28 protein-coding genes and 1 pseudogene are annotated in these 23,010 nt (G+C 60.9%); 20 read left to right on the top strand and 9 right to left on the bottom strand.

Annotated elements, in window-relative coordinates:
- Positions 1-10 precede the first annotated feature (10 nt).
- From H4W29_RS29875 to H4W29_RS29855, 5 genes are all read left to right on the top strand, one after another.
- Positions 11-1,384 carry a hypothetical protein gene (locus H4W29_RS29875; protein WP_192732374.1) on the top strand — a complete coding sequence of 458 codons (1,374 nt, stop codon included), beginning with the start codon at positions 11-13 and terminating at the stop codon, positions 1,382-1,384.
- Complete coding sequence (locus H4W29_RS29870) at positions 1,368-1,895, top strand: DUF2249 domain-containing protein (protein ID WP_192732373.1); 528 nt, start codon at positions 1,368-1,370, stop codon at positions 1,893-1,895. The genes H4W29_RS29875 and H4W29_RS29870 overlap by 17 nt, the downstream gene beginning before the upstream one ends.
- Positions 1,882-2,187, top strand: coding sequence for a metal-sulfur cluster assembly factor (locus H4W29_RS29865; RefSeq protein WP_192732372.1), 306 nt, complete (start codon positions 1,882-1,884; stop codon positions 2,185-2,187). The genes H4W29_RS29870 and H4W29_RS29865 overlap by 14 nt, the downstream gene beginning before the upstream one ends.
- Before the next feature lie 95 nt (positions 2,188-2,282).
- On the top strand, positions 2,283-2,600 hold the full coding sequence (locus tag H4W29_RS29860) for a DUF6522 family protein (protein ID WP_246517508.1): 318 nt from the start codon (positions 2,283-2,285) through the stop codon (positions 2,598-2,600).
- A gap of 180 nt (positions 2,601-2,780) precedes the next feature.
- Positions 2,781-3,218, top strand: a complete 438-nt coding sequence (locus H4W29_RS29855; protein WP_192732371.1) for a CBS domain-containing protein — start codon at positions 2,781-2,783, stop codon at positions 3,216-3,218.
- Between the two features lie 242 nt (positions 3,219-3,460).
- Here H4W29_RS29855 and H4W29_RS29850 read toward each other — a convergent pair whose 3' ends face one another.
- Entirely contained in the window at positions 3,461-4,678 is a 1,218-nt protein-coding gene (locus tag H4W29_RS29850) for an NnrS family protein (RefSeq protein ID WP_192732370.1), read from the bottom strand.
- A gap of 200 nt (positions 4,679-4,878) precedes the next feature.
- On the opposite strand from H4W29_RS29850, the gene nirK reads away from it, so the two are divergent.
- From nirK to H4W29_RS29835, 3 genes are all read left to right on the top strand, one after another.
- A complete protein-coding gene (gene nirK, locus H4W29_RS29845; protein ID WP_192732369.1) occupies positions 4,879-6,024 on the top strand; it encodes a copper-containing nitrite reductase in 1,146 nt (381 codons plus the stop codon).
- Positions 6,025-6,107: 83 nt separating this feature from the next.
- Positions 6,108-7,070: an SUMF1/EgtB/PvdO family nonheme iron enzyme gene (locus tag H4W29_RS29840; RefSeq protein ID WP_192732368.1), complete on the top strand. Its 963-nt coding sequence runs from the start codon at positions 6,108-6,110 to the stop codon at positions 7,068-7,070.
- The gene (locus tag H4W29_RS29835) at positions 7,060-7,755 is read left to right on the top strand and encodes a Crp/Fnr family transcriptional regulator (RefSeq protein ID WP_192732367.1); all 696 of its coding nucleotides are present in this window, start codon (positions 7,060-7,062) and stop codon (positions 7,753-7,755) included. Before H4W29_RS29840 ends, H4W29_RS29835 begins: the two co-directional genes overlap by 11 nt.
- A 68-nt stretch (positions 7,756-7,823) precedes the next feature.
- Here H4W29_RS29835 and H4W29_RS29830 read toward each other — a convergent pair whose 3' ends face one another.
- The 5 genes and pseudogenes from H4W29_RS29830 to H4W29_RS29810 all read right to left on the bottom strand — a co-directional run bounded on the left by H4W29_RS29830 (position 7,824) and on the right by H4W29_RS29810 (position 11,568).
- Complete coding sequence (locus tag H4W29_RS29830) at positions 7,824-8,111, bottom strand: hypothetical protein (RefSeq protein WP_192732366.1); 288 nt, start codon at positions 8,109-8,111, stop codon at positions 7,824-7,826.
- Positions 8,112-8,452: 341 nt separating this feature from the next.
- On the bottom strand, positions 8,453-9,832 hold the full coding sequence (locus H4W29_RS29825; protein ID WP_192732365.1) for a 4Fe-4S binding protein: 1,380 nt from the start codon (positions 9,830-9,832) through the stop codon (positions 8,453-8,455).
- A complete protein-coding gene (locus H4W29_RS29820) occupies positions 9,829-10,683 on the bottom strand; it encodes an FTR1 family iron permease (protein ID WP_192732364.1) in 855 nt (284 codons plus the stop codon). Before H4W29_RS29820 ends, H4W29_RS29825 begins: the two co-directional genes overlap by 4 nt.
- Entirely contained in the window at positions 10,680-11,027 is a 348-nt protein-coding gene (locus H4W29_RS29815; RefSeq protein WP_192732855.1) for a cupredoxin domain-containing protein, read from the bottom strand. The genes H4W29_RS29820 and H4W29_RS29815 overlap by 4 nt, the downstream gene beginning before the upstream one ends.
- Positions 11,027-11,568 (bottom strand): annotated as a pseudogene (locus H4W29_RS29810) (iron transporter). Before H4W29_RS29810 ends, H4W29_RS29815 begins: the two are co-directional and overlap by 1 nt.
- 216 nt (positions 11,569-11,784) lie before the next feature.
- On the opposite strand from H4W29_RS29810, the gene H4W29_RS29805 reads away from it, so the two are divergent.
- Positions 11,785-12,465, top strand: a complete 681-nt coding sequence (locus H4W29_RS29805) for an NnrU family protein (protein WP_192732363.1) — start codon at positions 11,785-11,787, stop codon at positions 12,463-12,465.
- Here H4W29_RS29805 and H4W29_RS29800 read toward each other — a convergent pair.
- Both H4W29_RS29800 and H4W29_RS29795 read right to left on the bottom strand, forming a co-directional pair.
- The gene (locus tag H4W29_RS29800; RefSeq protein ID WP_192732362.1) at positions 12,420-13,058 is read right to left on the bottom strand and encodes a UbiX family flavin prenyltransferase; all 639 of its coding nucleotides are present in this window, start codon (positions 13,056-13,058) and stop codon (positions 12,420-12,422) included. The two genes, H4W29_RS29805 and H4W29_RS29800, sit on opposite strands and share 46 nt — an antisense overlap.
- A complete protein-coding gene (locus tag H4W29_RS29795) occupies positions 13,042-14,550 on the bottom strand; it encodes a UbiD family decarboxylase (protein WP_192732361.1) in 1,509 nt (502 codons plus the stop codon). Before H4W29_RS29795 ends, H4W29_RS29800 begins: the two co-directional genes overlap by 17 nt.
- A 101-nt stretch (positions 14,551-14,651) precedes the next feature.
- Here H4W29_RS29795 and ubiT point away from each other — a divergent pair, with 101 nt between their 5' ends.
- The 11 genes from ubiT (at position 14,652) to H4W29_RS29740 (ending at position 21,456) form a co-directional block, all read left to right on the top strand.
- A complete protein-coding gene (gene ubiT, locus H4W29_RS29790; protein WP_192732360.1) occupies positions 14,652-15,158 on the top strand; it encodes a ubiquinone anaerobic biosynthesis accessory factor UbiT in 507 nt (168 codons plus the stop codon).
- Positions 15,149-16,126, top strand: coding sequence for a ubiquinone anaerobic biosynthesis protein UbiU (gene ubiU, locus H4W29_RS29785; protein ID WP_192732359.1), 978 nt, complete (start codon positions 15,149-15,151; stop codon positions 16,124-16,126). Before ubiT ends, ubiU begins: the two co-directional genes overlap by 10 nt.
- Positions 16,127-16,129: 3 nt before the next feature.
- Entirely contained in the window at positions 16,130-17,044 is a 915-nt protein-coding gene (gene ubiV / locus H4W29_RS29780) for a ubiquinone anaerobic biosynthesis protein UbiV (RefSeq protein WP_192732358.1), read from the top strand.
- Positions 17,041-17,466, top strand: coding sequence for a hypothetical protein (locus H4W29_RS29775; protein ID WP_192732357.1), 426 nt, complete (start codon positions 17,041-17,043; stop codon positions 17,464-17,466). The genes ubiV and H4W29_RS29775 overlap by 4 nt, the downstream gene beginning before the upstream one ends.
- Positions 17,463-17,669: a hypothetical protein gene (locus H4W29_RS29770; RefSeq protein ID WP_192732356.1), complete on the top strand. Its 207-nt coding sequence runs from the start codon at positions 17,463-17,465 to the stop codon at positions 17,667-17,669. Before H4W29_RS29775 ends, H4W29_RS29770 begins: the two co-directional genes overlap by 4 nt.
- A 127-nt stretch (positions 17,670-17,796) precedes the next feature.
- Positions 17,797-17,979: a twin-arginine translocase TatA/TatE family subunit gene (locus H4W29_RS29765; protein ID WP_192732355.1), complete on the top strand. Its 183-nt coding sequence runs from the start codon at positions 17,797-17,799 to the stop codon at positions 17,977-17,979.
- Positions 17,960-18,415 (top strand): nuclear hormone receptor family protein, encoded by a 456-nt coding sequence (locus H4W29_RS29760; RefSeq protein WP_192732354.1) that lies wholly within the window; start codon positions 17,960-17,962, stop codon positions 18,413-18,415. The genes H4W29_RS29765 and H4W29_RS29760 overlap by 20 nt, the downstream gene beginning before the upstream one ends.
- A 428-nt stretch (positions 18,416-18,843) precedes the next feature.
- Entirely contained in the window at positions 18,844-19,407 is a 564-nt protein-coding gene (locus tag H4W29_RS29755) for a LysE family translocator (protein WP_192732353.1), read from the top strand.
- A gap of 194 nt (positions 19,408-19,601) precedes the next feature.
- Complete coding sequence (locus H4W29_RS29750) at positions 19,602-20,069, top strand: universal stress protein (protein ID WP_192732352.1); 468 nt, start codon at positions 19,602-19,604, stop codon at positions 20,067-20,069.
- Positions 20,070-20,194: 125 nt separating this feature from the next.
- Positions 20,195-21,121, top strand: a complete 927-nt coding sequence (locus H4W29_RS29745; RefSeq protein WP_192732351.1) for a DnaJ C-terminal domain-containing protein — start codon at positions 20,195-20,197, stop codon at positions 21,119-21,121.
- A gap of 2 nt (positions 21,122-21,123) precedes the next feature.
- Positions 21,124-21,456, top strand: coding sequence for a chaperone modulator CbpM (locus H4W29_RS29740; RefSeq protein ID WP_192732350.1), 333 nt, complete (start codon positions 21,124-21,126; stop codon positions 21,454-21,456).
- A 203-nt stretch (positions 21,457-21,659) separates the two neighbouring features.
- Here H4W29_RS29740 and H4W29_RS29735 read toward each other — a convergent pair whose 3' ends face one another.
- The gene (locus H4W29_RS29735; RefSeq protein ID WP_192732349.1) at positions 21,660-22,922 is read right to left on the bottom strand and encodes an MgtC/SapB family protein; all 1,263 of its coding nucleotides are present in this window, start codon (positions 22,920-22,922) and stop codon (positions 21,660-21,662) included.
- Positions 22,923-23,010 lie beyond the last annotated feature (88 nt).

The following is a 23,010-nucleotide window of genomic DNA, read 5'->3' as shown; positions in this document are numbered from 1 at the left end:
GAGACGCGCCATGATGCCCGTGGGCACGACCCTGTCGCGGTGGACGATGTCGTATTTCGGCGCGGCACTGTCTTACCTGCTGCTGGCGGAGTGCCTGCTGGCAGCAGGCGTCTGGACGCCCTCCCTTGACGTCGCCGAGCCGGGAGCGCTTGCCATCGTGCATGCCGTGACGCTCGGATGGCTTTTGCTTCTGATGATCGGATCGTTGCTTCAGTTCGCGCCGGTCTTGACAGGCAGTGACAGACCAGCCAGTCGCTTCGATCTGATCATTTTTGCCGGCATGGTCGCCGGCCCAGCACTTCTCATGCTGGGTTTTCACCTGATCAGCCTCGGTTCCTTTGCGGCCGGCCCGGTCATGATTGCGGCGTCCACCACGATTTCAGTCTCCATCGCCGCTGCTTCGCTATCGTTGTCTGCTCTACTCTGGCGGGGAAGACACGTGCATGCCGCCTCCCTAATCGTTCTCGTCGGTATCGGATGCCTGCTCATCACGACGGCCTTCGGCGCCCTGTTTGCGTTGACGATCTCCGGCCAGGTAGAAGCACCCGAAATCGTCGCCTATGGCATGGATGCGGTCGCTTTTCATGCGAGTTTCGGCCTCGGCGGTTGGATGACTTTTGCGGCGATCGGCGTCAGCTACAAGTTGCTTCCGATGTTCCTGCTGTCCAACGATATGCGCAGGGCGCAGCTCATTCGCCGATCGAGCACGCTGGCGGTCCTCCTCCTGTCAACCGCAGCGATCTCCGCCGCCTTCGCACCCGGTTTTGCGCGCGCCGCGTTCCTGTCGGCCGCGGTACTGTTTGCGCTGATCGTTGCTGCCTACCTCTTCGAAATTTGCGGGACATATCGCGCCAGACGCCGTCCGGCGCTCGAGCTGAATACGTTGGGATCATTGCCGGCCTTTGCGATGCTCGGCCTCTCCGTCTCCCTTCTTGCGTTGTCCCTGTTCCTCCATGCCGAGACACGTATCGTGTCGGCGATCGTCTATCTCTTCGTGTTCGGCTGGCTCACCGGCTTCGGTCTCGCTCAGCTCCTGAAGATCGTTCCTTTTCTCACCTGGATCGAGGCCTTCGGGCCTCTTCTCGGCCGCAGACCGACCCCTAAGCTCGGCGAACTCGTCAATGGGCGCCGGGCCGGCGTCTGGCTTGGCCTTTTCTACCTTTCGGTGGTCGGCGCCGCGATCACGCTCTGCCTTGGATCTGACGTAGGTTTTCGCATGTTTGCGGTTGTTCAAACCGCATCGACCTTCGCTCTCATCGTCGAGCTGGTTCTTGCCCGCACGCTCGCGAACGTGCCTCCCCGGATCAAGAGCGCACCATTTCACAAGCCGGCGCTGTTCGTCGCCGCTAACCACAGAGGTAACGCCAATGGTTCAATTCCGTGAACTCGACGTCCGACAGATCCTGCGCGATGGCGGCATGCCATTCCAGCTCATTATGGACACGTTCGCCGGCCTCGATCCCGATGAGGGTCTGACGCTGCGCGCAATATTCGAGCCCGTCCCTTTGATCCGCCAACTTGAAAAGCGCGGCTATTCACATGTCGCAAAACGTCTGGCTGATGATGACTGGGAAATCGATTTCATCCCGAACAAGCCCATTCAAAGATCGGAACCCGCCGTCGCCACCACGGAAGCAGTCTGGCCCGAGCCGGTGTGGAATCTCGACCTGACCGATCTCGCCCCGCCGGAGCCGATGGAGCGCATTCTCTCCCGGCTGGAGACCATGGAAAACGGCGAGGTTCTGTTTGCCCTTCTCAACCGGGAACCTGTCTTCCTCTTCAACGAATTGAAAGCACGGGGCCACGAATGGATCGGCAATTTCGATTCGTCCGGCAAGACCTACCGGATTATGATCAGGACGACCGCGGGAGGCCAGAACGATGCCGGCGCCTGACGTTACGGAAGAGGACGTACGCGATGCGTTGCGCGAGATAGAAGATCCCGAAATGGGAACGAGTATCGTCGATCTCGGCCTGGTCTACGAAATCGACGTCGCCGAACCTGCTGTCGTGAAGATCAAGATGACCACGACCACCCGCTTCTGTCCGGCGTCGGGCTATATTGCAGACGCGGCACGTCAGCGCGTTGAAAACATTGCCGGCGTAAGACAGGCTGTTGTCGACCTCGTCTACGAGCCAGCCTGGTCGCCGGACCTGATATCGCTCTTCGATCTGCCGAAGACGTGATTCTCTGCAGTGACGGCTTTTGCGTGGCATGGCGGACCGGTCGCCCGACAAGCAAGATTGCGTCAGCCGATCCCCCTTTTGATAGGAAAAGGCCGATGAACGAAAGTAGTGCCGACAAGGGAAGCCTGTTTGGAACTGAGACAGACGGTAGTCCCGTCGTCGACGCTATTGTGCTCGCCGAGCGCTTCGGCCTTACGCCCGACCTCCTCATGGATCATCTGCGTCGGGGTTTTGTCCGCTCGAGAGTGGAGATCGGTGCCGGTGACGACGTCGGCACGCGACGTCTTTCGGTCCGCATCGGCAATCGGGTCTGGATTGCTGTTGTCAGCGAGGACGGCTGCGTGCTCAGCGAAGAAATGCGATTTTCGGGCATGACGCCCGAAGGCACGCGCGCCCGACATCGTCGAAGATGATCGACCCGATCCGGAACCGACGGCTCTGCGCTCAGGCAATTGGTCGATTTGATGCTCCGCCATAACTGCGAAGCGAGCTTTGCACGACGGCCGGGCTCGTGTCCGGAACGTTTCCGACCGGTGCGCGTTGATTGTTTTCAGCCCAAGCTACTCGGCGCGGGCAGTGCGAGGGAGGCTATCATGAAAATCAGCAATTGCATGACCACAAATGTCCAGATCACTGATCCGGAGCAGACATTGCAGGATGTCGCCTTAATGATGGGACGTCTCGACACAGGGATTCTTCCGGTGGGTGAGAATGACCGGTTGGTCGGCATGATCACCGATCGTGACATCGCCATCCGCGGCGTGGCAGAGGGAAGAGGCCCGAAGACGAAGGTACGGGATGTAATGAGTACCGATGTCAAATACTGCTTCGAGGACGAAGACGTGGAAGACGTTCTTCATAATATGGGCGATCTTCGTGTCCGGCGCTTGCCGGTGCTGAGCCGAAAAAAGCGGCTCGTTGGCATCATCTCGCTTGGCGATCTCGCCATGAAAGGCAGTGCCAAGGAAACAGGCAAGGCGCTGGGTGGCATCTCGCAACGCGGCGGCGCGCATTCGCAGACAGCCCACTAACGGCCTGCGCCGCTCCACGGCAAAACTGCCGGCCTGCTGGCCGCCATCCGCTCATTCAATCCCTCGCGCCATAAGCCTGGCGCGAGGGTTTTGAGGGTGCAAGCGACCATCTGCGGATCGTTGAAATTTTTCATGTGCCCAGGATGATCGATCACGTTCTCGATGTCGGTTGGCTATGTGAGGATCGTCATAGCCAACGGCCTCTCGCCTCCGAGCCTCTAGCGTGCGCACTTTGGCCATGATCACCCTCTCTTCATCGCCAGAGGCTTGCGTCCCGACCACAAGAGCGGCGCATGTTCCACCACGAATAATCCGAAGGCTGCCGTCCAGCCGAGCGCTGCCACCGCCAGAATCTCGGTGCTCAGCGCCGGGACGAGCTCGGCAAGCGGCCGGACGAGCGCAATGCAGCCAAGCAGGACGTAAGATACATTGGTCATCCGGCTTGATTTCAGTTTCCGTCCGGTATGGCCGCGCGTTGCCCGCGTCATCACGGCAAGCATCATCATTGCAATCGTACCGATCGCAAAGACATGCAGCACGGCCACGTCGGGCAGCCACCCGGCGGCTTGAAGTGAGATGGCGGCAAAACCGAGCGGTACGAATAAGAAGGTTGCGTGCAGAACGAACAGGATGGGTTCCGGCCAGGTGGTCCAGCCATGCCAGCGAACGACCCTGATCATGTTGAGGACCGCCGCGACACCCGCCGTCCCGCACGTTGCCGTCGAGCCCGGTGCGCACGCCCACAGGACAAGCACGACCGCACCGATAATGATGGTTGCCGCATCGAAACTGTTATACGGCACCGGAAAGTCCGTACGGCCGAACTGATTGATCCAGTTGCGGGTGAAGCTCGGCAGAATCCGGCCGCCGACGATCGTCACGAGCAGCACGTAGGCACCGATCCCGAAACGTATCGCAAGTTCCGGACCTTCGCCCTCGATGACCTCGATGTGGAAGAGCACATTGGCAAGCGAAAGGATGAAAAGCCCGGCGATGACCTTCAAATCCTTCCATTTTCTTCCAGCCACGACCTCGCGCGCACAGACAAGGAGCATCACCGGCAGGAACAGGCTGTCGACGGCGACGGCCAGGACGATCCCAATCGAGCCACTGAACAGCATGGTGATACGGCCTGCGCACCAGATCGCAAACAGCACCGCCAGCGGCCTGCCGGCGATCGGCAGGCGTCCGGTCCAGTTCGGGATCGCCGTCAGCAGGAAGCCGGCCAGAACCGCGGGCGCGAAACCGAAGAGCATCTCGTGCGCATGCCAATACAATGTCCCGTAGTGCGATGCGACAGGGACGCCGAAGCTGAGATAGGCCATCCATAGGTCTATGCTTGCGATGGCCCAGAGCGCCGATGCCAGAAAGAAGGGCCGGAAGCCGTAGGAGAAGAGCACCGGTCCGGTTCGCGACATGCCGCGCGGAAGATCTCGTGCGGCATCCGAAGTGTTTTTCATTTCCGTGTCTCCAAATTGACGACACAGCAATGCAAAGGATTGTCGGGGTAGTCGTTGAGATTACGCAAATAGCGGCGGCAGAACTTTGCGCTGACACAAACAGTCAGTTTGCTCCAAATCAAAGAGTCCAGCGGGGTTTCTACTACCTTCCTTCTCGACCGAGCGGCACGCGCTCGCGCTTCGACTACAGGAGATTAGAAATGACGAATACTCTGCAAATGACCCGTCGCACGATGCTTACGGGCGCTGCTGTCGCAGGAGCGCTGACGCCCATCATCATCGCCAATAACGCCCATGCCGAGGAGGTGGTGGCAGTGAACGCGCCCAAGAAGGCGCCGACCGTCGACTTCACCAAGCTTCAGCGCGAGAAGGTCGAGTTGGTCAAGCCGCCTTTCGTACACCCCCACAGCCAGAAAGCCGAGGGTGGCGCGAAGATCAAGGAATTCACGCTGACCATTCAGGAAAAGAGGATGGTGCTCGACAAGGACGGCACCGAAGTGAACGCGATGACGTTCGACGGTTCGGTGCCCGGCCCGCTGATGGTCGTCCACCAGGACGATTATGTGGAACTGACGCTGATCAATCCTGAAACGAACACGATGCAGCACAATATCGACTTCCACGCCGCAACCGGCGGGCTTGGCGGCGGCGCATTGACGGTCGTCGGCCCCGGCGAAAGCACCGTCCTGCGCTTCAAGGCGACGAAGGCAGGCGTCTTCGTCTATCACTGCGCGCCTCCCGGCATGGTACCCTGGCATGTCACGTCGGGCATGAACGGCGCAATCATGGTTCTTCCGCGCGGAGGTCTGACCGATGGCCACGGAAAGCCCCTCACTTACGACAGGATCTACTATGTCGGCGAGCAGGACTTCTACATCCCGCGCGACGAGAACGGCAAATTCAAAAAATATGACAGCCCCGGCGAGGCCTATGAGGACACGCTTGCCGTCATGAAGACGCTGACCCCGACCCACATCGTCTTCAACGGCGCCGTCGGTGCGCTAACGGGCGAGAATGCGATGACGGCCAAGGTTGGCGAAACTGTGCTCATCGTGCACTCGCAGGCCAACCGCGATACGCGACCGCACCTCATCGGCGGCCATGGCGAATATGTCTGGGCGACCGGCAAATTTGCAAACGTGCCCGACATAGATCAGGAGACCTGGTTCATCCCGGGCGGCACGGCGGGCGCGGCACTCTACACCTTCGCCCAACCGGGCATCTACGCCTACGTGAACCACAACCTCATCGAGGCTTTCGAACTCGGTGCGGCTGCCCACTTCAAGGTCACCGGGGACTGGAACGACGATCTGATGACTTCGGTGAAGTCGCCGTCGGCCAGCTGACCTTGATGGGGACTGTGCAGGCCGTGAGGGCGGCCTGCACAGTATGTTTTCTTTAAAAAGGGGGCGCATATTGCGAAAAGGACATGACACCGCACGCCGAGACTGCAGGAGTTTCCGGCATTTCGATCGCACTTCCGCTTGCGCTTCTTGCGGTCCTTTCCGCAGCGCTTGCGATTGAGGCCGGATTCGTGAACATCGGACGGCGCAACGGCGCATTTGCCGCTCCCGAGGTTGTTGCCATTGCACCCCATGAATTCCAGTACCGTGACGCGACCGAATATTTCCGCAACGGCCTGGCAGTCGATGCACCGAAGCGGACGGCGCACGTCCGGATGCCCCTGACGATCATGAGATATCAGACCAGCCTTTCCGAGTACGACAGTTGCGTGGCCGACGGCGTCTGCCCTGAACCGGAAGGGCGAAGCCCGATCTCAGGCGAAGACATGCCGGTCACCGGCGTCAGCTACGAAGACGCGCTGCGCTACGCGAACTGGCTATCGCAGAAGACGGGCGAACATTGGCAACTTCCGACCGACTTCGAACTCGCCTACGCTGCAGCCGACCGTTTTCCCGACGATGCGCTCGGCATCGACGCCGACAGCAAAAACCCTGCGCTGCGCTGGCTTGCAGACTATGAACGCGAGGCGCGACGCACAGCCTCGAGCGATCCCGCGCCACAGCCGAAGGGATCGTTCGGCGTGAGCCAGACCGGCCTTGTCGATTTCGGCGGAAACATCTGGGAATGGACCTCGACCTGCAATAAGCGCATCGACCTCGAGAAGGAGGCTGTCATCGACGAGCCCGACCCGGCAGACTGCGGCATCATGATTGCCGCCGGCAGGCATCGCGCTCCGATGAGCACCTTTGTGAGAAACCCCAAGGGTGGCGGATGCTCGGTCGGCAGCCCGCCCGACAATCTCGGTTTCCGGCTCGTCCGGCGGCCGAACTTCGTCGAGAGCATCGAAGACTTCACGCGCCGCGCCGTGGCCGATATGATCGGCAGCGCCAATTTCAGAGGGGTTCAGCGGGACGACGATGAAGGTTGACCGTACAGTTTTGAAGTCACTGCCGCTTTTCGAGCGCATGACGGATGCCGATCTCGACGTCATGCTCGAGCACGCCACACCGCGCCGCATCGCCCAGGGCGATGCGGTTTTCGAGCAGGGAGCTGCCGCGAAATCGTTCTTCCTGCTGCTGCACGGCAGGCTCAAAGTCACCCAGGTCACGCATGACGGCCAGCAGATCATCGTCAGGATGGTCCATCCGGGCGACCTGTTCGGCTTCGCCATGGCGTTGCGCCGGCAGGACTATCCGGGAACGGCCACGGCCGCAGCGGAAAGCCTCATTCTCGGATGGCCAACCGACATGTGGTCGCGGTTCGTCGAACAAAACCCTCGACTGGCAATGACTGCGATGCAGACGATCGGCCAGCGGCTTGAGGAAGCGCACACGCGCATCCGCGAGATGTCGACGGAAGAAGTGGAAAAGCGGGTTGCCCACGCCGTGCTGCGCCTGTCCAAACAGGCCGGCAAAGCGGTGGGAACCGGGATCAAAATCGATTTCCCGATATCTCGGCAGGATATTGCTGAAATGACGGGCACGACGTTGCATACAGTGTCGCGCATCCTGAGTGCCTGGGAAGGCAAAGGCATTGTCGAAGGCGGCCGGCAGAAGCTGACGGTCACCGATCCGCAGCGTCTTCTGAGGCTCGCGGAAGGCGAGAGCGATTAGCGGCCGCGCTATGCACCTGCCCGGAAAGGGTTGAAGCCGAGCCCGATCACGGCTCGGCTCGACTTGTCCTAGTGAAGTGTGTCGTGCGACGCCTTCCACGCCTCGATGTCGTCCTTCGACACCCGTATCCGGGAAAATGACGACTGCGGCTGCAGGCGCATCTTTGAGACGGCGATTTCACATATCGTATCGACATGTTCCTGCAGCCTGGTTTCGTCGGCGCGCGGTGGGTTGCTGATCTCCTGCAAGGCATCGCGATCGATGATGACCACACGCTGTGCGCCCTCGTGCTCCATCAGCACGACACCCGTTTCTCCGGAGGATTTCAGGAATGCAGTGATGAACTTCGGCAACATGCGCGCTCCTTCCTCTGTTGTCCATGATGGACCAGAGCATAGCGGGTAGCATTCCGACGTCTTTGACCTCCATCAAAGAGAACGAAAGCCCCAGGCCATAAGAATCTTCCTGTGGTTTGCGGCAAGTGGCCGCGTTTCGGACACAAGGAAAGGAATGCCGATGCGCACATCGCAAAAGCCCTTCATCGTCGAGATCAAAAGGCGCCGACGCCGCCGTCCGGCTCGTCACGTCGACCTCCCCAAGATCCCGCCGGACAAGGCATCCGACACCGTCAGGCCCGCCGATTTCGCCTCCTGCACTTTGCACACTCCAGGTCTGGCATCGTGACCGGTGCAGCACTTCAACTCAGGAAGGCTGCAATCCAGGCGACCGAGAAAGACGTAATCGGAACGGCCATGACGAGTGTCGCGCACACTCTGGTGGCAAGACGCGTGTCGTAGAAGGCACTGATCTGGAACACCAACGCCACGGACCAGGCGGCTGCAGCAAGAACAATACCGCCGCGAAATGGATCCGAATACGGTATGACGACGCCGTCGGAGCGCAGCTGCGAGACAGTCAGCGAAAGCAGCCCGCTGAAGAGACAGGCCGCAGCAAGCGGAATGAGCGCCTGGGCAATATGGTGGGAGAAACGCCCCCTCATTCGAAGGATTTTTGCGGATGCAGCAAGGGGAACGCCGAACATGAGCGTGGCCGCGGCGACCGAAATCGACAGAAGGGTCAGGAGCGTGAAGGCATCCACCGGTGTCATGACGTCATTCGCTAAGGGATAGTCGGTCAGCATCCACCAAGGCAAATGCTGCGAAAGTGGCCAGACCAGATGCAGATCGAGACATCGTTCCACCAGCCACAGGCGGATCATCTGGAAGACACCGCTATCGGACCAATGCAGCGCGGCTGGAACCAGCCCGAGCAGAACCGGGACGATCAGAACCGTCTCCCACATGGTCGCAAGCCGGCCCGAACCGTGGAGGATGTCGCTGGCCGGATTGCGCCAGGAAAGTCGGATCGCTCCGCGATAACCGGAACACCGGCCGCACATGTGGCAAGCGGCAGCGCCCTGCATGGTCTTGATTGGGATGAGCGGCGCGCAGTTAACAGCGTTCGATCGTCCCTGCTGCCCGACGCGCCAGCTGTCGGGGTCAACACGGAAATGCAGCGGCGCGATTTTCGAAACGGTGCCGAAGACGCCGTTGACGGGGCACAGAAACCGGCACCAGACCCTTTTTGCCTTTCCATAGCGCGCGCCGATGACAATGGCTGCGAAGGTCGAGCCGCCGAGCAGCAATGCTGCGGGCTTCGGATACTGGTAAATGCTCGTCAGTTGTCCATAGACGGTGGTCGAGACGAAGGAGACGACCGGCCAGCCGGACCATTTCATCCATGCCGGTATTGCTCGCCCGGCGCCACGCCGGCTGGCAAACTCCGAAAGCGCGCCCTCCGGGCACAGGATCCCGCACCAGAAGCGGCCCACCAGTGCCGTGGCGAGGATGATGAACGGCCACCAGACACCCCAGAAAACGAACTGTGCAAAGCGCACGGCATTGTTCCACAAATAGTCGGTGTGCGTGGGAAACGGCAGCAACAGCGGAACCGCAAGAAGGATCGCGTAGATTGCCACCATTGCCCATTGAAGGTAGCGGATCGTCGCCTGATGGCGCAGAAGGACGTCACCGAACCTGGCGACCAGCGCCGGCGCGCCTGGAAGAGCAGACGTCATGCAGGCGCCTTGCTGGTCAAAGGAGGAGCATAGGCCAGGGACGCGATCAGCCAGTAGAAGCCGAGGCTGAGAAGAGGAAGAAGCTCGGGTCGAGCCCGGTAACCCACCAGACCGGCGAGGAAGGGACCGAAGCCGCTGCCATCGTCGAGCAGCCAGCTTGAATCCCACAACGGTTGCGTCATCGGCGACAGGATTCCAAGCGAAATCGCCTTGTCGACGACGAGCATCGTCAGCCCGCTTCCAAGGATGAGGAGCAGCATCTCGCTCACGCGCGAAAGCACCCTCTTGGAGACCAATTTCGACCCGGTCTTGAACGCCCAGAAGCTGATTGCAGCAAGCACGAGGCCGGACAGCCCAGAGGCGACGACAAAGCCGATCTGCCAGCCCTGCGAGGAGGCCATCAGTCCGAACAGGAAGACGACCGTCTCAGCCCCCTCGCGCGCCACAGCAAGCGCTGCCAGCGTGGAAAGCCCGAGCCAGTTGCCAGTCGTTACGTGCCGGACGGCTCGACCCGCGAGATCTCCGCTCGCGCCGCGCTCCATCGCGCGCATCCAGAACACCATCCTGAGCATGAGGACGGCGGCGAGTGCCGCCATGGTCATCTGCAGAATTTCCTCGCCATCTCCTTCAAGCACGTCGGCCGTCATGCCCAGGACCAGTGCCAGCATCAGGGCGAGTGCAAGGCCGGCGCCTGCGCCGGCAAGAATCCAGCTCGTTGCCCGTCCCCGTGCCGCCGGTGCCGCCCTGGTGGACCAGGTCAGCAGTATTCCGACGACCAGCAGGGCTTCGAAGCTTTCCCGCCAGACCACCGAAGCAATCTCGAATGTTTGCAGAGTAAGATCCGTGCTCATCGGGCGACCAGCCGGGCCGGAGGCATGTCGAGATGGAAATCATCGAAGAAGGCATAATTCCCTTCGCTCAACGAGCGGAATACGAGGAAACTCGATGCGCCAGGCGCCAGAACCTTCTCCTTGCGCAGTGGAATGCTTTCGAACTCGATCGGGGTCGAACCGTCATTGTGGAGCTCAAGCTTGAAACGGGTGTTCGCAGGCACCTCGATGACCGAGGGCGAGACGATGCCGTTGCTGAAATGAACCTCGAAAACCGGATCCTCGTCTTCGGCGAAGGCGGTCGAACAGGGTGTCATCAGCACGGCTGCGGCAAGCAGCCCTACTAACCAGCCGACGGTATGCATCAATAACCGCCCTTCTTGCCAACGCCAGCGAATACGAAGTCGAATTTCAGGGTAAAGGCGTCGGGCCAGGGTGCGACGCCTGTCTCCTTGTCGACATGGCGCCCGAAGGACATTTCGCCATGCCCCCCGGATGAACGTTAAGCTCCAGCTGATAGCGGCCCGGTCCCGATAGCTTGACATTGTCGCCGTAATGCGGCCCGTCGCTCGCGACCATGGCCTCCAGCGATCCGGTTTGCTCCTCGCCGTTGTCGAGGTTCCTGACCGTGTATTCCACATGCAGGTTGGGAAGCCAGTCGCCTTCGGCAAAACCATTCGCATTTTCGGCGGTCGCGTGGATGTCCGCCTCCAGGTGAATGTCGGACTCCGCCGCAGCGCGCATCATGCCGGGCGGATCCATCTCGATCGGCTGGAGGTAGACCGCTGCCACTTCCATGCCTGCCGCGATCTGGGGCGAGCCGATCGGATATTCGGCGGCCTGCAGGACAAGCGGCAGTGCGACGAGAAGGAAAGGAGCGGCGAATAGGCAGGTAGCACGGAGCATGACGGCGGTCCCTAAAGATGAGTATTGCCGTCACGTTTAACAGCACGATCGCCCTGCTCTTTGTGCTGACGCAAAGATGTACGGTTTGGCACGGGGCAAGCCTACGGGCCGTCATACGACCGAAACCCCGTCAACGGGTCGCTCCTTGCTTGACTTTGATCAAAGTCGCGGTGGCCCGTGATCGATACATCACCTTCGACACGGCGAGGTAACCAGATGATCCAGTTCGTCAGCGCATTTGCTGTCTTTCTCATGCTGCATTCGATCCCGGCGATCCCGAACATCCGCATGCGTATCATCCGGTCGATCGGCAAGCCGACCTACATCCTAACCTATTCGGTTGTCTCGCTGGCGGCTCTGGTCTGGCTCTTTTCTGCGGCACTTGCACTCGACTATGTCCCACTATGGGAGCTTCGTCCCTGGCATGCGGCGGTGACCTTCATGCTCGCGCCGGCCGGATGTTTCCTCGTGCTCGCCGGTCTGATGAGCACCAATCCCCTGTCCATATCGATCCGCTCGGCGGGACCAGCTGGCGCGGTCTCGCGGATCACCAGGCACCCCGTGCAATGGGGATTCGCGCTCTGGGCGCTCGGCCATGTCATCATCAACGGAGACCTGCGTTCGCTTCTGTTGTTCGGTGGGCTTGGGCTTTTTGCGCTCGCCGGCATTCCGATGGCCGAGCGCCGGGCAAGGAAACGTCTTGGCGATCGCTGGGCGATCGACGCCGCGCAGACGTCCGTCTGGCCTTTGGCGGCGTTTGTTTCCGGAGTCCGGCCGAGATCAGACAAAGCGCTGGCAGCAGCAGCGGTCATTACGATCGCGCTGGTCGCCTGGCTGCTCCTTGCAGGCGGTCACGCCGTGCTCTTCGGCGCCGATCCGATTTCCGTCTTCGGCTGATCGAAGTCCGCTTCGCCTGGCCATGCGCTTGCCAGCGGCGCGACCGGCAGGCCCAGCAGATCGACGGCGCGGCGCGCAAGGTGATCCACGATCTCCTGCACCGATTGCGGTCTGTTGTAGAAGGCAGGGACCGGCGGCATCACGATTGCACCCATTTCCGTGACCGATGTCATGTTGCGCAGATGTCCCAGATGCAACGGCGCCTCGCGCGTCATCAGCACAAGCCGCCGCCTCTCCTTGAGTTGCACGTCGGCAGCACGTGCCACGAGGCTTGTCGAAAGGCCGGTTGAAATTGCGGCCAGCGACTTCATCGAGCAAGGCGCGACGATCATGCCCGCAACAGGAAACGAGCCGCTGGCAATCGTCGCTCCGATATCGCCATTGTCGTAGCTTCTGTAAGCCTTTGGCAGCATCCGGTCATGGGCGTCGGCCCCAACCTCGTGCAACAGGGTTCGCTTGCCGCTTTGCGAGACGACGAGATGCACCCGCATGCCGAGCCCGCACAAGAGATCGAGGACGGCAAGGCCGATAGCCGCGCCGGAAGCTCCGGTAACCGCCAGCACGACGTCGCGCTGCTCATGAAACGATGTCACGTTTGATCCTTTCCCAAGTTGTTGCCGCGCGCGCCGCAATATCTGACGGCATACGCAGCTCGCGACCCCACTCACGGTCGCTCTCCGGCCCGATCTTTCTGGTGGCGTCGAGCCCCATCTTCGTTCCAAGACCCGCGCGGGGTGACGCAAAATCGAGATAGTCGATCGGCGTGTTTTCGAGGACCGTCAGGTCGCGCGAGGCGTCGAACCGCGTGGACACGGCCCACATCACATCCTCCCAGCTCCTTACGCCGATGTCGGCATCGACCACGATGATCAGCTTGGTATAGTTGAACTGCGGAAGCATCGACCAGAGCCCCATCATCACCCTGCGCGCCTGTCCCGGATATCGCTTGTCGATGGAGACGACCGCCATGCGGTAGGAGCAGGCCTCCGGCGGCAGCCAGAGGTCGCGGATTTCGGGAAACTGTCGCCGCAGGATCGGGACGAACAGCTCCGTCATCGCCTCCCCGAGCCTGGAGGGCTCGTCCGGCGGACGGCCAGTATAGGTCGACAGGTAAACGGGCGTGCGACGGGTGGTGATGGCGCTCAACCGGACGATCGGAAAGGGTTCGACGCTGTTGTAATAGCCGGTGTGGTCGCCGTACGGCCCCTCGAGCGCGGTCTCTTCGATCGACACGCGTCCCTCCAGAATGATCTCGGCGCAGGCCGGCACGTCGAGCGGCACGGTCAGGGCGCTGACGAGCTGCGTGCGCGCTCCGCGCAGAAGACCCGCGAAGTTCAGTTCGCTCATTCCCTCAGGCAGCGGCATGACAGCGGCAAGGAGCGTCGCAGGGTCTGCGCCGATCGCGATCGCCACGGGCATGTCCTGACCGCGTCGCTGCCATTGCCGGAAGTGCTTTGCGCCACCGCGATTAGCAAGCCAGCGCACGATCAGCGAAGAGCGGTCGCGGACCTGCATCCGGTAGATGCCGACGTTGACATCGCCGGGATCATCGGGATCGCAGGTCATGACAAGCGGCCAGGTCACCAGGGGGGCCGGCTCGCCCGGCCAGCACCATTGGACTGGAAGCATACCGGTATCGATGTCGGCTCCCCGGTAGACCACCGCCTGCGACGGGGCAGTGCGTCGATGCCTTGGCCGCATGTGGTTTGCGGCCTTCAGCAGCGACAGCTTACTCAGGGCGTCTGCGAGCGACTTTGGCGGAGATGGGTTTCGAAGATCGGCGAGGTCCTGCGCAAGTCGCCCGAGGCCGCCCTGCCCGACCCCGAAGCCAAGCTCTATTCGCTCCCGGGTACCGAACAGATTGACGAGAACAGGGATTGGGCAGCGTCGCCCTTCCGCATCTATCGGTGCCTTTATGAGAAGGGCTGGCCCATTTTCTTCAAGGACGTGCCGATGCAGGGCCGTCAGCTCGTGGACGAGCGATACGGGTTCGTCGACCGACAGAAGCAGCCGGCGCTGCTCGAGCTCGTGGATGAAAGATTGCAGGTCGGCATGACGTTTGATCTTGGGTGCATTGTTTAGCATGGAGATGCAATCGGCGAGGAAACCGCTCCTGTCTTTGTCTCAAAACAAACAGGGCGAATGCGCCAGGCCCTAGGGTGCTATCCTCACGAGAAGAGGCCTTTATGCTTGTTCCATCCCGCCTGATGATTGCGGCCGGCATCGTGCCGTTGCCGATCGCGGCTCGCGCCGCATCCCTGCTGTTCCAGCAGGTGCTCAAATCCCACCCCCGGCTCTTCGACCGGCTCGGAGACTATCGATATTCGTGTTTCGGCTTTGCCCCTACCGACCTTGCCTTCGAGTTCGTGATCCGGCCTGCCGGAGACAGCATCAAGACCTTCCGGCGCGGGCGCTCGCCGGCAGCCGACGCAAAGATCAGCGGCCCTCTGTTCCTGATGCTTGCGCTTGCCGAAGGCAGGCTTGATGGGGATGCCGCCTTCTTTGCGCGCAAGCTTGCGGTAACAGGCAACATGGAAGCCGTCCTCGCGCTTCGGAATGCGCTTGATGACAGCGGAATCGATCTGGTGAAACTGGCTGGAGACATATCGGGACCGATCCGCCGTCCCGTAGTGGGGGCGCTCTCGTCCATCCGGCGCCGCGCGCTTGAAGCCGAGGGTGCCAGATGGAACTGATATGTCCAGCCGGAACACCCTCGTCCTTCAGAGAGGCCGTCGATGCAGGTGCGGACGCCGTTTATTGCGGCTTTCGCGACGAGACGAATGCCCGGAACTTCCCCGGTTTGAATTTTGATCTGCAGGAGCTCCGAGAGGCCGTTTCCTATGCCGGTGCCCGAGGCGTCAAGACGTTCGTGGCACTGAACACGTTCATGACGGCGGGGCGGGAGGATCTCTGGTATCGCAGAGCGCAGGAGGCAACGGATGCCGGAGCCGACGCACTGATCGTTGCCGATTTCGGGCTGATGGCACATGTTGCTGAACGTGATCCGCACCAGCGCCTGCACATCTCCGTGCAGGCTTCCGCCTCCAATCTGGACGCTCTCTCCTATCTGGTCGAAAGTTTTAGCGCAGCGCGCGTCGTCCTTCCCCGAACGCTGACAGTGGCCGATATTGCCCGCATCGCCCGTCATGTGCCCTGCGAACTTGAGGTCTTCGTCTTCGGCGGCCTCTGCGTCATGGCGGAAGGGCGGTGCTCCCTATCCTCATACGCCACCGGAAAATCACCCAATATGAACGGCGTCTGCTCGCCGGCCAGCCATGTCCGCTATCGGCAGGAAGGTACCGACATGGTGTCGGAACTGGGCGGGTTTACGATCAACAGGTTTTCCGAGACGGAGCCGGCCGGCTATCCGACCCTGTGCAAGGGGCGCTTCGAGATCGGCAGGAGCAAGACCTACGCCTTCGAGGATCCGGTCTCGCTTGATGTCATGGATCAGTTGGACGAGCTCGAGGCAGCCGGCGTCACGGCCCTGAAAGTGGAGGGACGTCAACGCGGCAAGGCCTATATTTCACAGGTCGTTTCGACGCTCCGTGCCGCGGTGGAAGCCGCTCCCGCCGACCGCCCTGCGCTGATGACCCGCCTCAAAGCCCTCAGCGAGGGATTGGAGACGACACATGGTGCCTATGACAAGCGGTGGAGATAAGAGATGAAGCTGACACTTGGCCCGCTTCAATATCTCTGGTCGAGCGAGCGATGGCGTGACTTCTATTACGAAATCGCCGACGAGGCCCCGGTCGATGTCGTCGTCATCGGCGAGACGATCTGCTCGAAACGCCTGCATTTTATGGAATCCGAACTGGCATTCGTCATCGAACGGCTGGAGGCCGCGGGAAAAGAGGTCAGGCTCTCAACACTGGCACTCGTCACGCTGGAGCGCGAGGCGAACTATCAAAGGGCGATCGCTCAGGAGGATATCAGGCTCGTCGAGGCCAATGATCTTTCCGCCCTCCATCTCCTGAGGGGTCGGCCGCACGCCGTCGGGCCGTTCGTCAATGTCTACAACGCGGCCGCCGCGCGCGTCCTGGCCTCAAATGGCGCAACGGCGATCTGCCTGCCGCCGGAGCTTCCGGCCTCGTCGGTGACCACCATTGCCAGGACCTGTCCGGATCTCGATCTGGAAGTCTTCGCTTTCGGCCGGATGCCGCTCGCCATTTCCGCGCGCTGCGCTCATGCCCGCTCGAAAGGGCGAACCAAGGACAATTGCCAATTCGTCTGCCAGGAAGATCCCGATGGCATCACGGTCAACACCATTTCAGGCCAGCCCTTTCTCGCTCTGAATGGGGTGCAGACGCTTTCGCATACGTGCCAGGCCCTGCTTGAGCACTCCGGAGCATGGACGACACTGGGTGTCAGTTCGCTTCGGCTGTCGCCGCAGACTTGCGACATGGTCGAAGTATCCCGAATTTTTCGCAGGGTTTTGAATGGCGACATCGAACCCCCACAGGCGCTGGCGAGGCTGCGTGAAGCCTATCCTGACATTCCGCTCTCGAACGGATTTTACCACGGCAAAACCGGCGCGGAATGGGTCGCGCGCCTGAGAAACGCAAAGGATCTGGCATGACGACAATGAGCCTCACGGAAAACGACGAGCCCGGCGACCGAGGTATCCTCTCCGCTCTGCGGCAGATAAAGGCCTTTGCGAAGGAGTCTGACTCCGACTGCAGCTGCACCCTCATCATCGGCGAATTGCTCGCGCATCTGGTGCCAAGACAGAGAGCTGCCGTCGTGCAGGAGCTGTTCATGTCAGCGTTGCGCCAGCGAACGAAGGTCGGCACGCTCCTGGAACTTCTGAGGGAACTCGACCAGTTCGGACCGGCCTCTGAGATCGGCGAGGTCGATGAAGCGGCTCTGATTTTCGACGATGTGGCAAAACAGGCAAGAATGGGCTCTCAGCTTTTGAGAGCCTTCGCCGCCAATCGACGCGACATTCTTGACGCACAGCGAACTTTTGTCGCCAACCCGGCTGGAGAACGTCTGTCATGAAGGCAGACAACCACCGGGACCGACATGTCGACATGCTCGAGCTCATAAGCTGTGGCGGCTCGACCGGAAGCGAAGCGCGCGCAACGCTCGAAATGTTCCTCCTGCAGACACGACCGATCCTCATGTCGGAACCAAATGCCCGCGAGCGACTGAACGGTCGGCGTAGGCGCGACAACGAGGTGGGCGGGCATCCGTATCCGTGAGTCCGTGTCCTCGGCGGCCGCAGTCGGCGGTCAGCCGCCAGTTTCACGATCATCATTGCATTTGCGCCAGATCAATCACGGCCGAGGCGGAAGGTCTAAGCTCATCACATTGCAAGGAGTGATTGGAATGGGAAGCTTTAGCACCTGGCACTGGCTGATCGTGCTCGCCATCGTCCTCATCCTGTTTGGACGCGGCAAGATTCCCGAACTCATGGGCGACGTCGCACATGGGATTCGGGCCTTCAAGAAGGGCATCGATGGCGAGCAGGCCGGCGAAAAGGATAGGGACGGTGATGCAGATCGGCCCTGATTCGGATCGACGCGTGTTGGGTCATGCCGCGCGCAAGATGGAGTATTCGATCATCTCGGTCTTGTTCGACGATGCGGAAAAATGTGGTCACATCGATCTTCTGCTCGCTGACAAAATCCGACCACTGATCATCACCAGGCGATCGCTGCTGAGCATCGCCTCACCCCCGCGCGCGAGTGAGGCACGGCTTTTCCAGTTTCTGCATAGCTTTTGCGAGATCGCGCTTGCCTATGGCAAGTGCGATCCGAAGCATGCGGCAACCCTTGTGGTCACAGCAACAGAGGTAAGACGTTGGCGCCGTGGCCATTCACAATCAGAACCGCTGTGGACGTGGCAGGGTACCAACAGTACTGTCACACCCTTTCCCCGCCCGACTGATCCCTCGCCTGGGCTACGCGCTTCGGCAGAAACGCTCGAACGCTTCGCGGGTGCATAATTTCTGAATGTATTCCTCGTCCTGATCCTGCACGACATGGCGAAGCACGAGCTTGAGCAACTCCCATTCCGTGGCACGGTTGCGATTGAACCACGACGCCTGCGCAATACCGTCATAGATGTGCAGAACACGCCTGGCGGTGACTGGATCGAGATCTCTCAGAAGCATGATGGAACCGGCCGCGTTTCGAACATGGATCTTACATTCCTACGGTGATGCGAGAGCTTCGCTGATCCTCGAAAGGCAGCACGAGAGGGGTGCCGATGTTTTCGCGTGATGGACGAATATCGCAGGCCATTGCTATCGGCCCTCTGCCTGTTCGTCCTTGATAAATCTCAATCTGGCCGGAGCGATGTTTAAACTGATACAGATCAAAACCATTCATCAGGATTCGTGAGAAGGGTAGCAGACAATTAGGACCGGATTTGATGAACCTGCCGACATTCGCTATCGCCGTCTTCTCCCTGCTGATCCTTCCAGGGCCTACCAATGCGGTTCTGGCCTTGGCATCGACAGCACTGACCATCTGGCGGTCCCTGTCGCTCATCACCGCGGTGGTGCTCGCCTATCTCGCAATTATCGTTCCGGTGTCGAACGGCGCCGCTCCGCTCCTTAATGGCCATCCAGGCATCGCCAGCATCGTCAAGCTGATTTCGGCGATCTGGGTCCTCTATCTTGCGCTCAAGCTATGGGTTCCGGCGCCGGCGGACCGCCAGAACAGGCTCGGCGTCGGTCAGCTCTTCATCACGACGCTGCTCAATCCAAAGGCCATCATCATCGGCCTCACCCTCGCGCCCGCTGTCCAGGCGGGGATACCCGCAGCGATGGCGACATTCGTCGGCTGCGTAACGGCGACGTCGGCGATCTGGCTCGGCCTTGGCAGTCTGCTCGTTGGACGCCATGCAGAAATGCCAGTGCTTGCGCGGCATTGCGGTTGCGCAGTACTGGTTGCCTTCTCCCTGACCCTTGCCATCAGCGCCCTTTGGACCTGAGAGCTATGTGATTTTTCAGGGCAGCGGTTCGGCTGATTGCCCTCGATGGCTTGAAATTAGGCGCCTCCCTTCCACAGCCGCCCTGTCCTGCATCAGATACGATGCGGGACCGTTTCTTGATGTCGGTCAATGTCTGATACATGCGGGAGGCTAAAATCGCATAACGATCTGGCGGAAAAGGGTAGTGATCCGACATGTACCGAACGATAGTCTGCGCAATAGGCAATGGCCCCCGCGAGACGGCCGAGCGCATTCTGAACAAGGCAGCCGGCCTCCTCGACAAGGATGGCTGGATCTTCGTCATCCACGCCGTCGAAACCGTGCCGCGCTACATGACGGCGAGCCTGCCGGAGGACTTCGAGACCGCCGCCATAAAGGATGCCGAAGAGAAGCTTACCTTGCTCTGCCGGCAGATGAAGATCCCTGCCCTGGTAGAGGTCCACACCGGTAGCGCTGCCAGAGTGCTTTTGGCCGCCGCGCAGGAAAAGGAAGCAGACCTCATCATCCTGTCGATGCATGTGGCAGATATTACCGACTACATTTTCGGCTCGGTGGTCGACCGCGTGGTGCGTCACGCCAAATGCTCGGTTCTCGTCGATCGCAAGCAACGCCCGGAGCATAGGCCTGACGTTGATCAAGATAACCAGTATCCGGGTCGTTAGCCCCGCTTCATTCTGGCACGAACGATCGGACGCTTCCGCTCGTCCTCTCCCAGATATCGGACCCGCAACCTATATCAAGGCGGATTCCAGTCCGCAGTATTCGCTGCCCTTGCACGGAGACATGTATGAGCCAAGATCCATACGAGCTTCTGGGCGTGAAACGGGATGCCACCCAGAAGGAAATTCAGGGGGCCTTCCGCAAGCTTGCCAAGAAGCTCCACCCCGACCTGAACCCCGGCGACAAGAAGGCCGAGACAAAGTTCAAGGAGATTTCTGCCGCCTATGAAATCCTGAGCGACGAGGAGAAGCGCAGCCGCTTCGATCGTGGCGAGATCGACATTACGGGAGCCGAACAGGCGCCCCGCAGCTATTATCGCGACTATTCCTCCTCGAGCGACCCAGGCGGTACCTATCACAATAGCGCCGGCTTTGCCGATTTCGCAGACGCCGACGATCTGTTCGCAAGCTTCTTCTCCCGCCGCGCCGGCGGCGGCAGTGCGGGCGGCCAGTTCCGCGCCCGGGGCCAGGACCGGCGTTTCTCGATGGAGGTAGATTTCCTCGATGCCGTGAACGGCACGCAAACCCAGGTGAAGCTGTCGGACGGGCCGGCGCTCGACGTCAAGATCCCGCCCGGCACGCGCGACGGCCAGACGCTACGCCTGCGCGGCAAGGGGGAACCCGGCTTCGGCGGCGGGCTGGCCGGCGATGCGCTGATCGATATCCATGTGCGCCCGCACCGCTTCTTCACCCGCGACGGTGACGATATCCGCCTCGATCTGCCCATCACGTTGAGAGAAGCAGTTCTCGGCGGAAAGGTGCGCGTGCCGACGCCCTCGGGGCCGGTCAACCTGACGCTGCCGGCAAATTCCAGCAGCGGCAAGGTGCTGCGCCTCAAGGGCAAGGGCGTTGCCAAACGCGGCGGCGACGCCGGTGACGTCTATGTGACGCTGAAGATCATGCTGCCCGAACAGCCCGACGAACAGCTGACCGCCTTCGCCAAGGACTGGGCGGCAGCCGACACACAGGATCCGAGAAAGAACATGGAGACCTGACCATGGACGATCGCGAATTCCGTCTCTACCTCAAAATCGACGTGACCGAACTCGACCTGTGGGTCGAGCAGGGCTGGCTGGCTCCTGATATTTCCGAAGGCCGGCGCCGGTTTCGGGATGCCGATCTTGCCCGCGCCCGCCTGATCCTCGACCTCACACGCCAAATGGGCGTTAACGAGGCCGGCGTCGACGTCGTCATGGAGCTCGTCGACCAGCTCCACGGTATGCGCGGCGCGATGCGCAGCCTTGTCGTCGCCATCAACAGGCAGGAGGCAGAGATCCAGCGACGCCTGCTCGCCGCACTCGAGGAGCTCGACGATAGGGGCGGCGGGTAGCGTCGTTCCGGACTTTGACCGCAATCAAGGTCAGGCTTTGCGCGGCATGGAGAATGACGGGGCGGGCAAGTCAGCCCGCCTGTTCTGGCGGAGGCGCAAGCCGGTGGTACGCTTGCGGCTCATCGGCTCGGCATCTCGCATCATCTTCGCGGCATCGATGACCAGACCGCATCTCAATTCTCGGAGCAGCCCTCGGCGAGCACTTATGTCATAAGGAAACCCGCAAGTCCGGCAAGAGCCGCAGCAACAGTTGCGATCGCCAGACGAACAGCGTAGGCGAGGCTTCCCATGATTGCCGCAAGAACAGCTTTTGCGAGAAGATTGGCGAAAGCCGCGACCGCTATGGCACGGGCAGCCGCATCCGCGGAGAGCTGGATCGGCGTCAGTTTCGCAACCGAAAGTGTTATCGCGTCGAGATCGCCCAGTCCTGTTACGAAGGCGAGGACGGGCAACGAACTGGTTCCGAAGACGACCAGGGTCGCCCGCGTCAAGATTATCACGACAGCAAGAACAAGAGCAAAACGCAGTGCGACCATGACCTCGAGCGGGTTTCGCGGCGAGAAGTCGGGACTGTCTTCCGGACGCCGCAACGCTCCGGTCAGGCCGCCACCTATAGCAAAGGCTGCAGCCGCTGGTGCAAGCAATGGCGCGAGGTCCCACAGAACCGCCGGCGCGATCACGCCGCAGATCAGAAGCGCCCGGGTAAGGGATACCGCTCCAGCCAGCATCGCCCCGGCCGAAAGCAGGGACGAGAGGGCAGGCACCTGGATCGACTGGCGGGCAAACGAGAGCGTCAACGCCGTCGAGGAAACGATGCCGCCGCTTGCGCCGGTCATCAGGATTCCGGCGCGGGCGCCGGCGATCCTGATCAGGATATAGCCAGCGAATGAAACGGCGCCCACAAGGATCGTCATCATCCAGAGCTCGAAGGGATTGATCGCCTGCCAGGGATCGATCGGCTCGTCGGGCAGGATGGGCAAGATGACGACCGTCATTGTCAGCAGGATCAAGGCGGCCCTGAGCTCGAGCCAGGTCAGCCGTCGAAGAAACCCATGCAACGGTTCACGCGCCGCCAGAAGCACCGTTATTGCAACAGCACCTGCAGCTGTCGTCGTCATATCGGCAACGACGGCGCTGAACCCAAGCACGAAGACGGTTATTGCCGCAATGGCGGCGGTGGCGCTGTAATCCTTGTCGCGCGCCACCTGCATAGAGCTGAAAACGAGAATTGTAATGCAAAAGAACACAAAGATCGTCGTCGGCAGGATCGGTCCTGTTACGGGTTGAAGGAAGCCGCATAGGCCACCGAGGAAACTCGAGAGGCCGTAGGTGCGAATGCCTGCGACCCTTTCACCGGCTGCCGCCTTACGCTCCTGCCAGCCGCGCTCGATGCCGACCAGGATACCGATCGCAAGCGCCAGGCTGAGGCGCTGGAATCCTTCCGTTGTCATCAGCGATGTCATCATTGGCTGGTCCACTCGCCGCGGCCCGCTCCTCAGTGGCGCTCGGACGGTTTCGTGGCGTGACGTACCGATATGCCGAGGACGACGAGGA

It is taken from the genome of Rhizobium viscosum, from assembly GCF_014873945.1.
In the GTDB taxonomy this organism is placed as follows: Bacteria; Pseudomonadota; Alphaproteobacteria; order Rhizobiales; family Rhizobiaceae; genus Rhizobium; species Rhizobium viscosum.
This window is presented reverse-complemented; position numbering and strand designations above follow the sequence as displayed.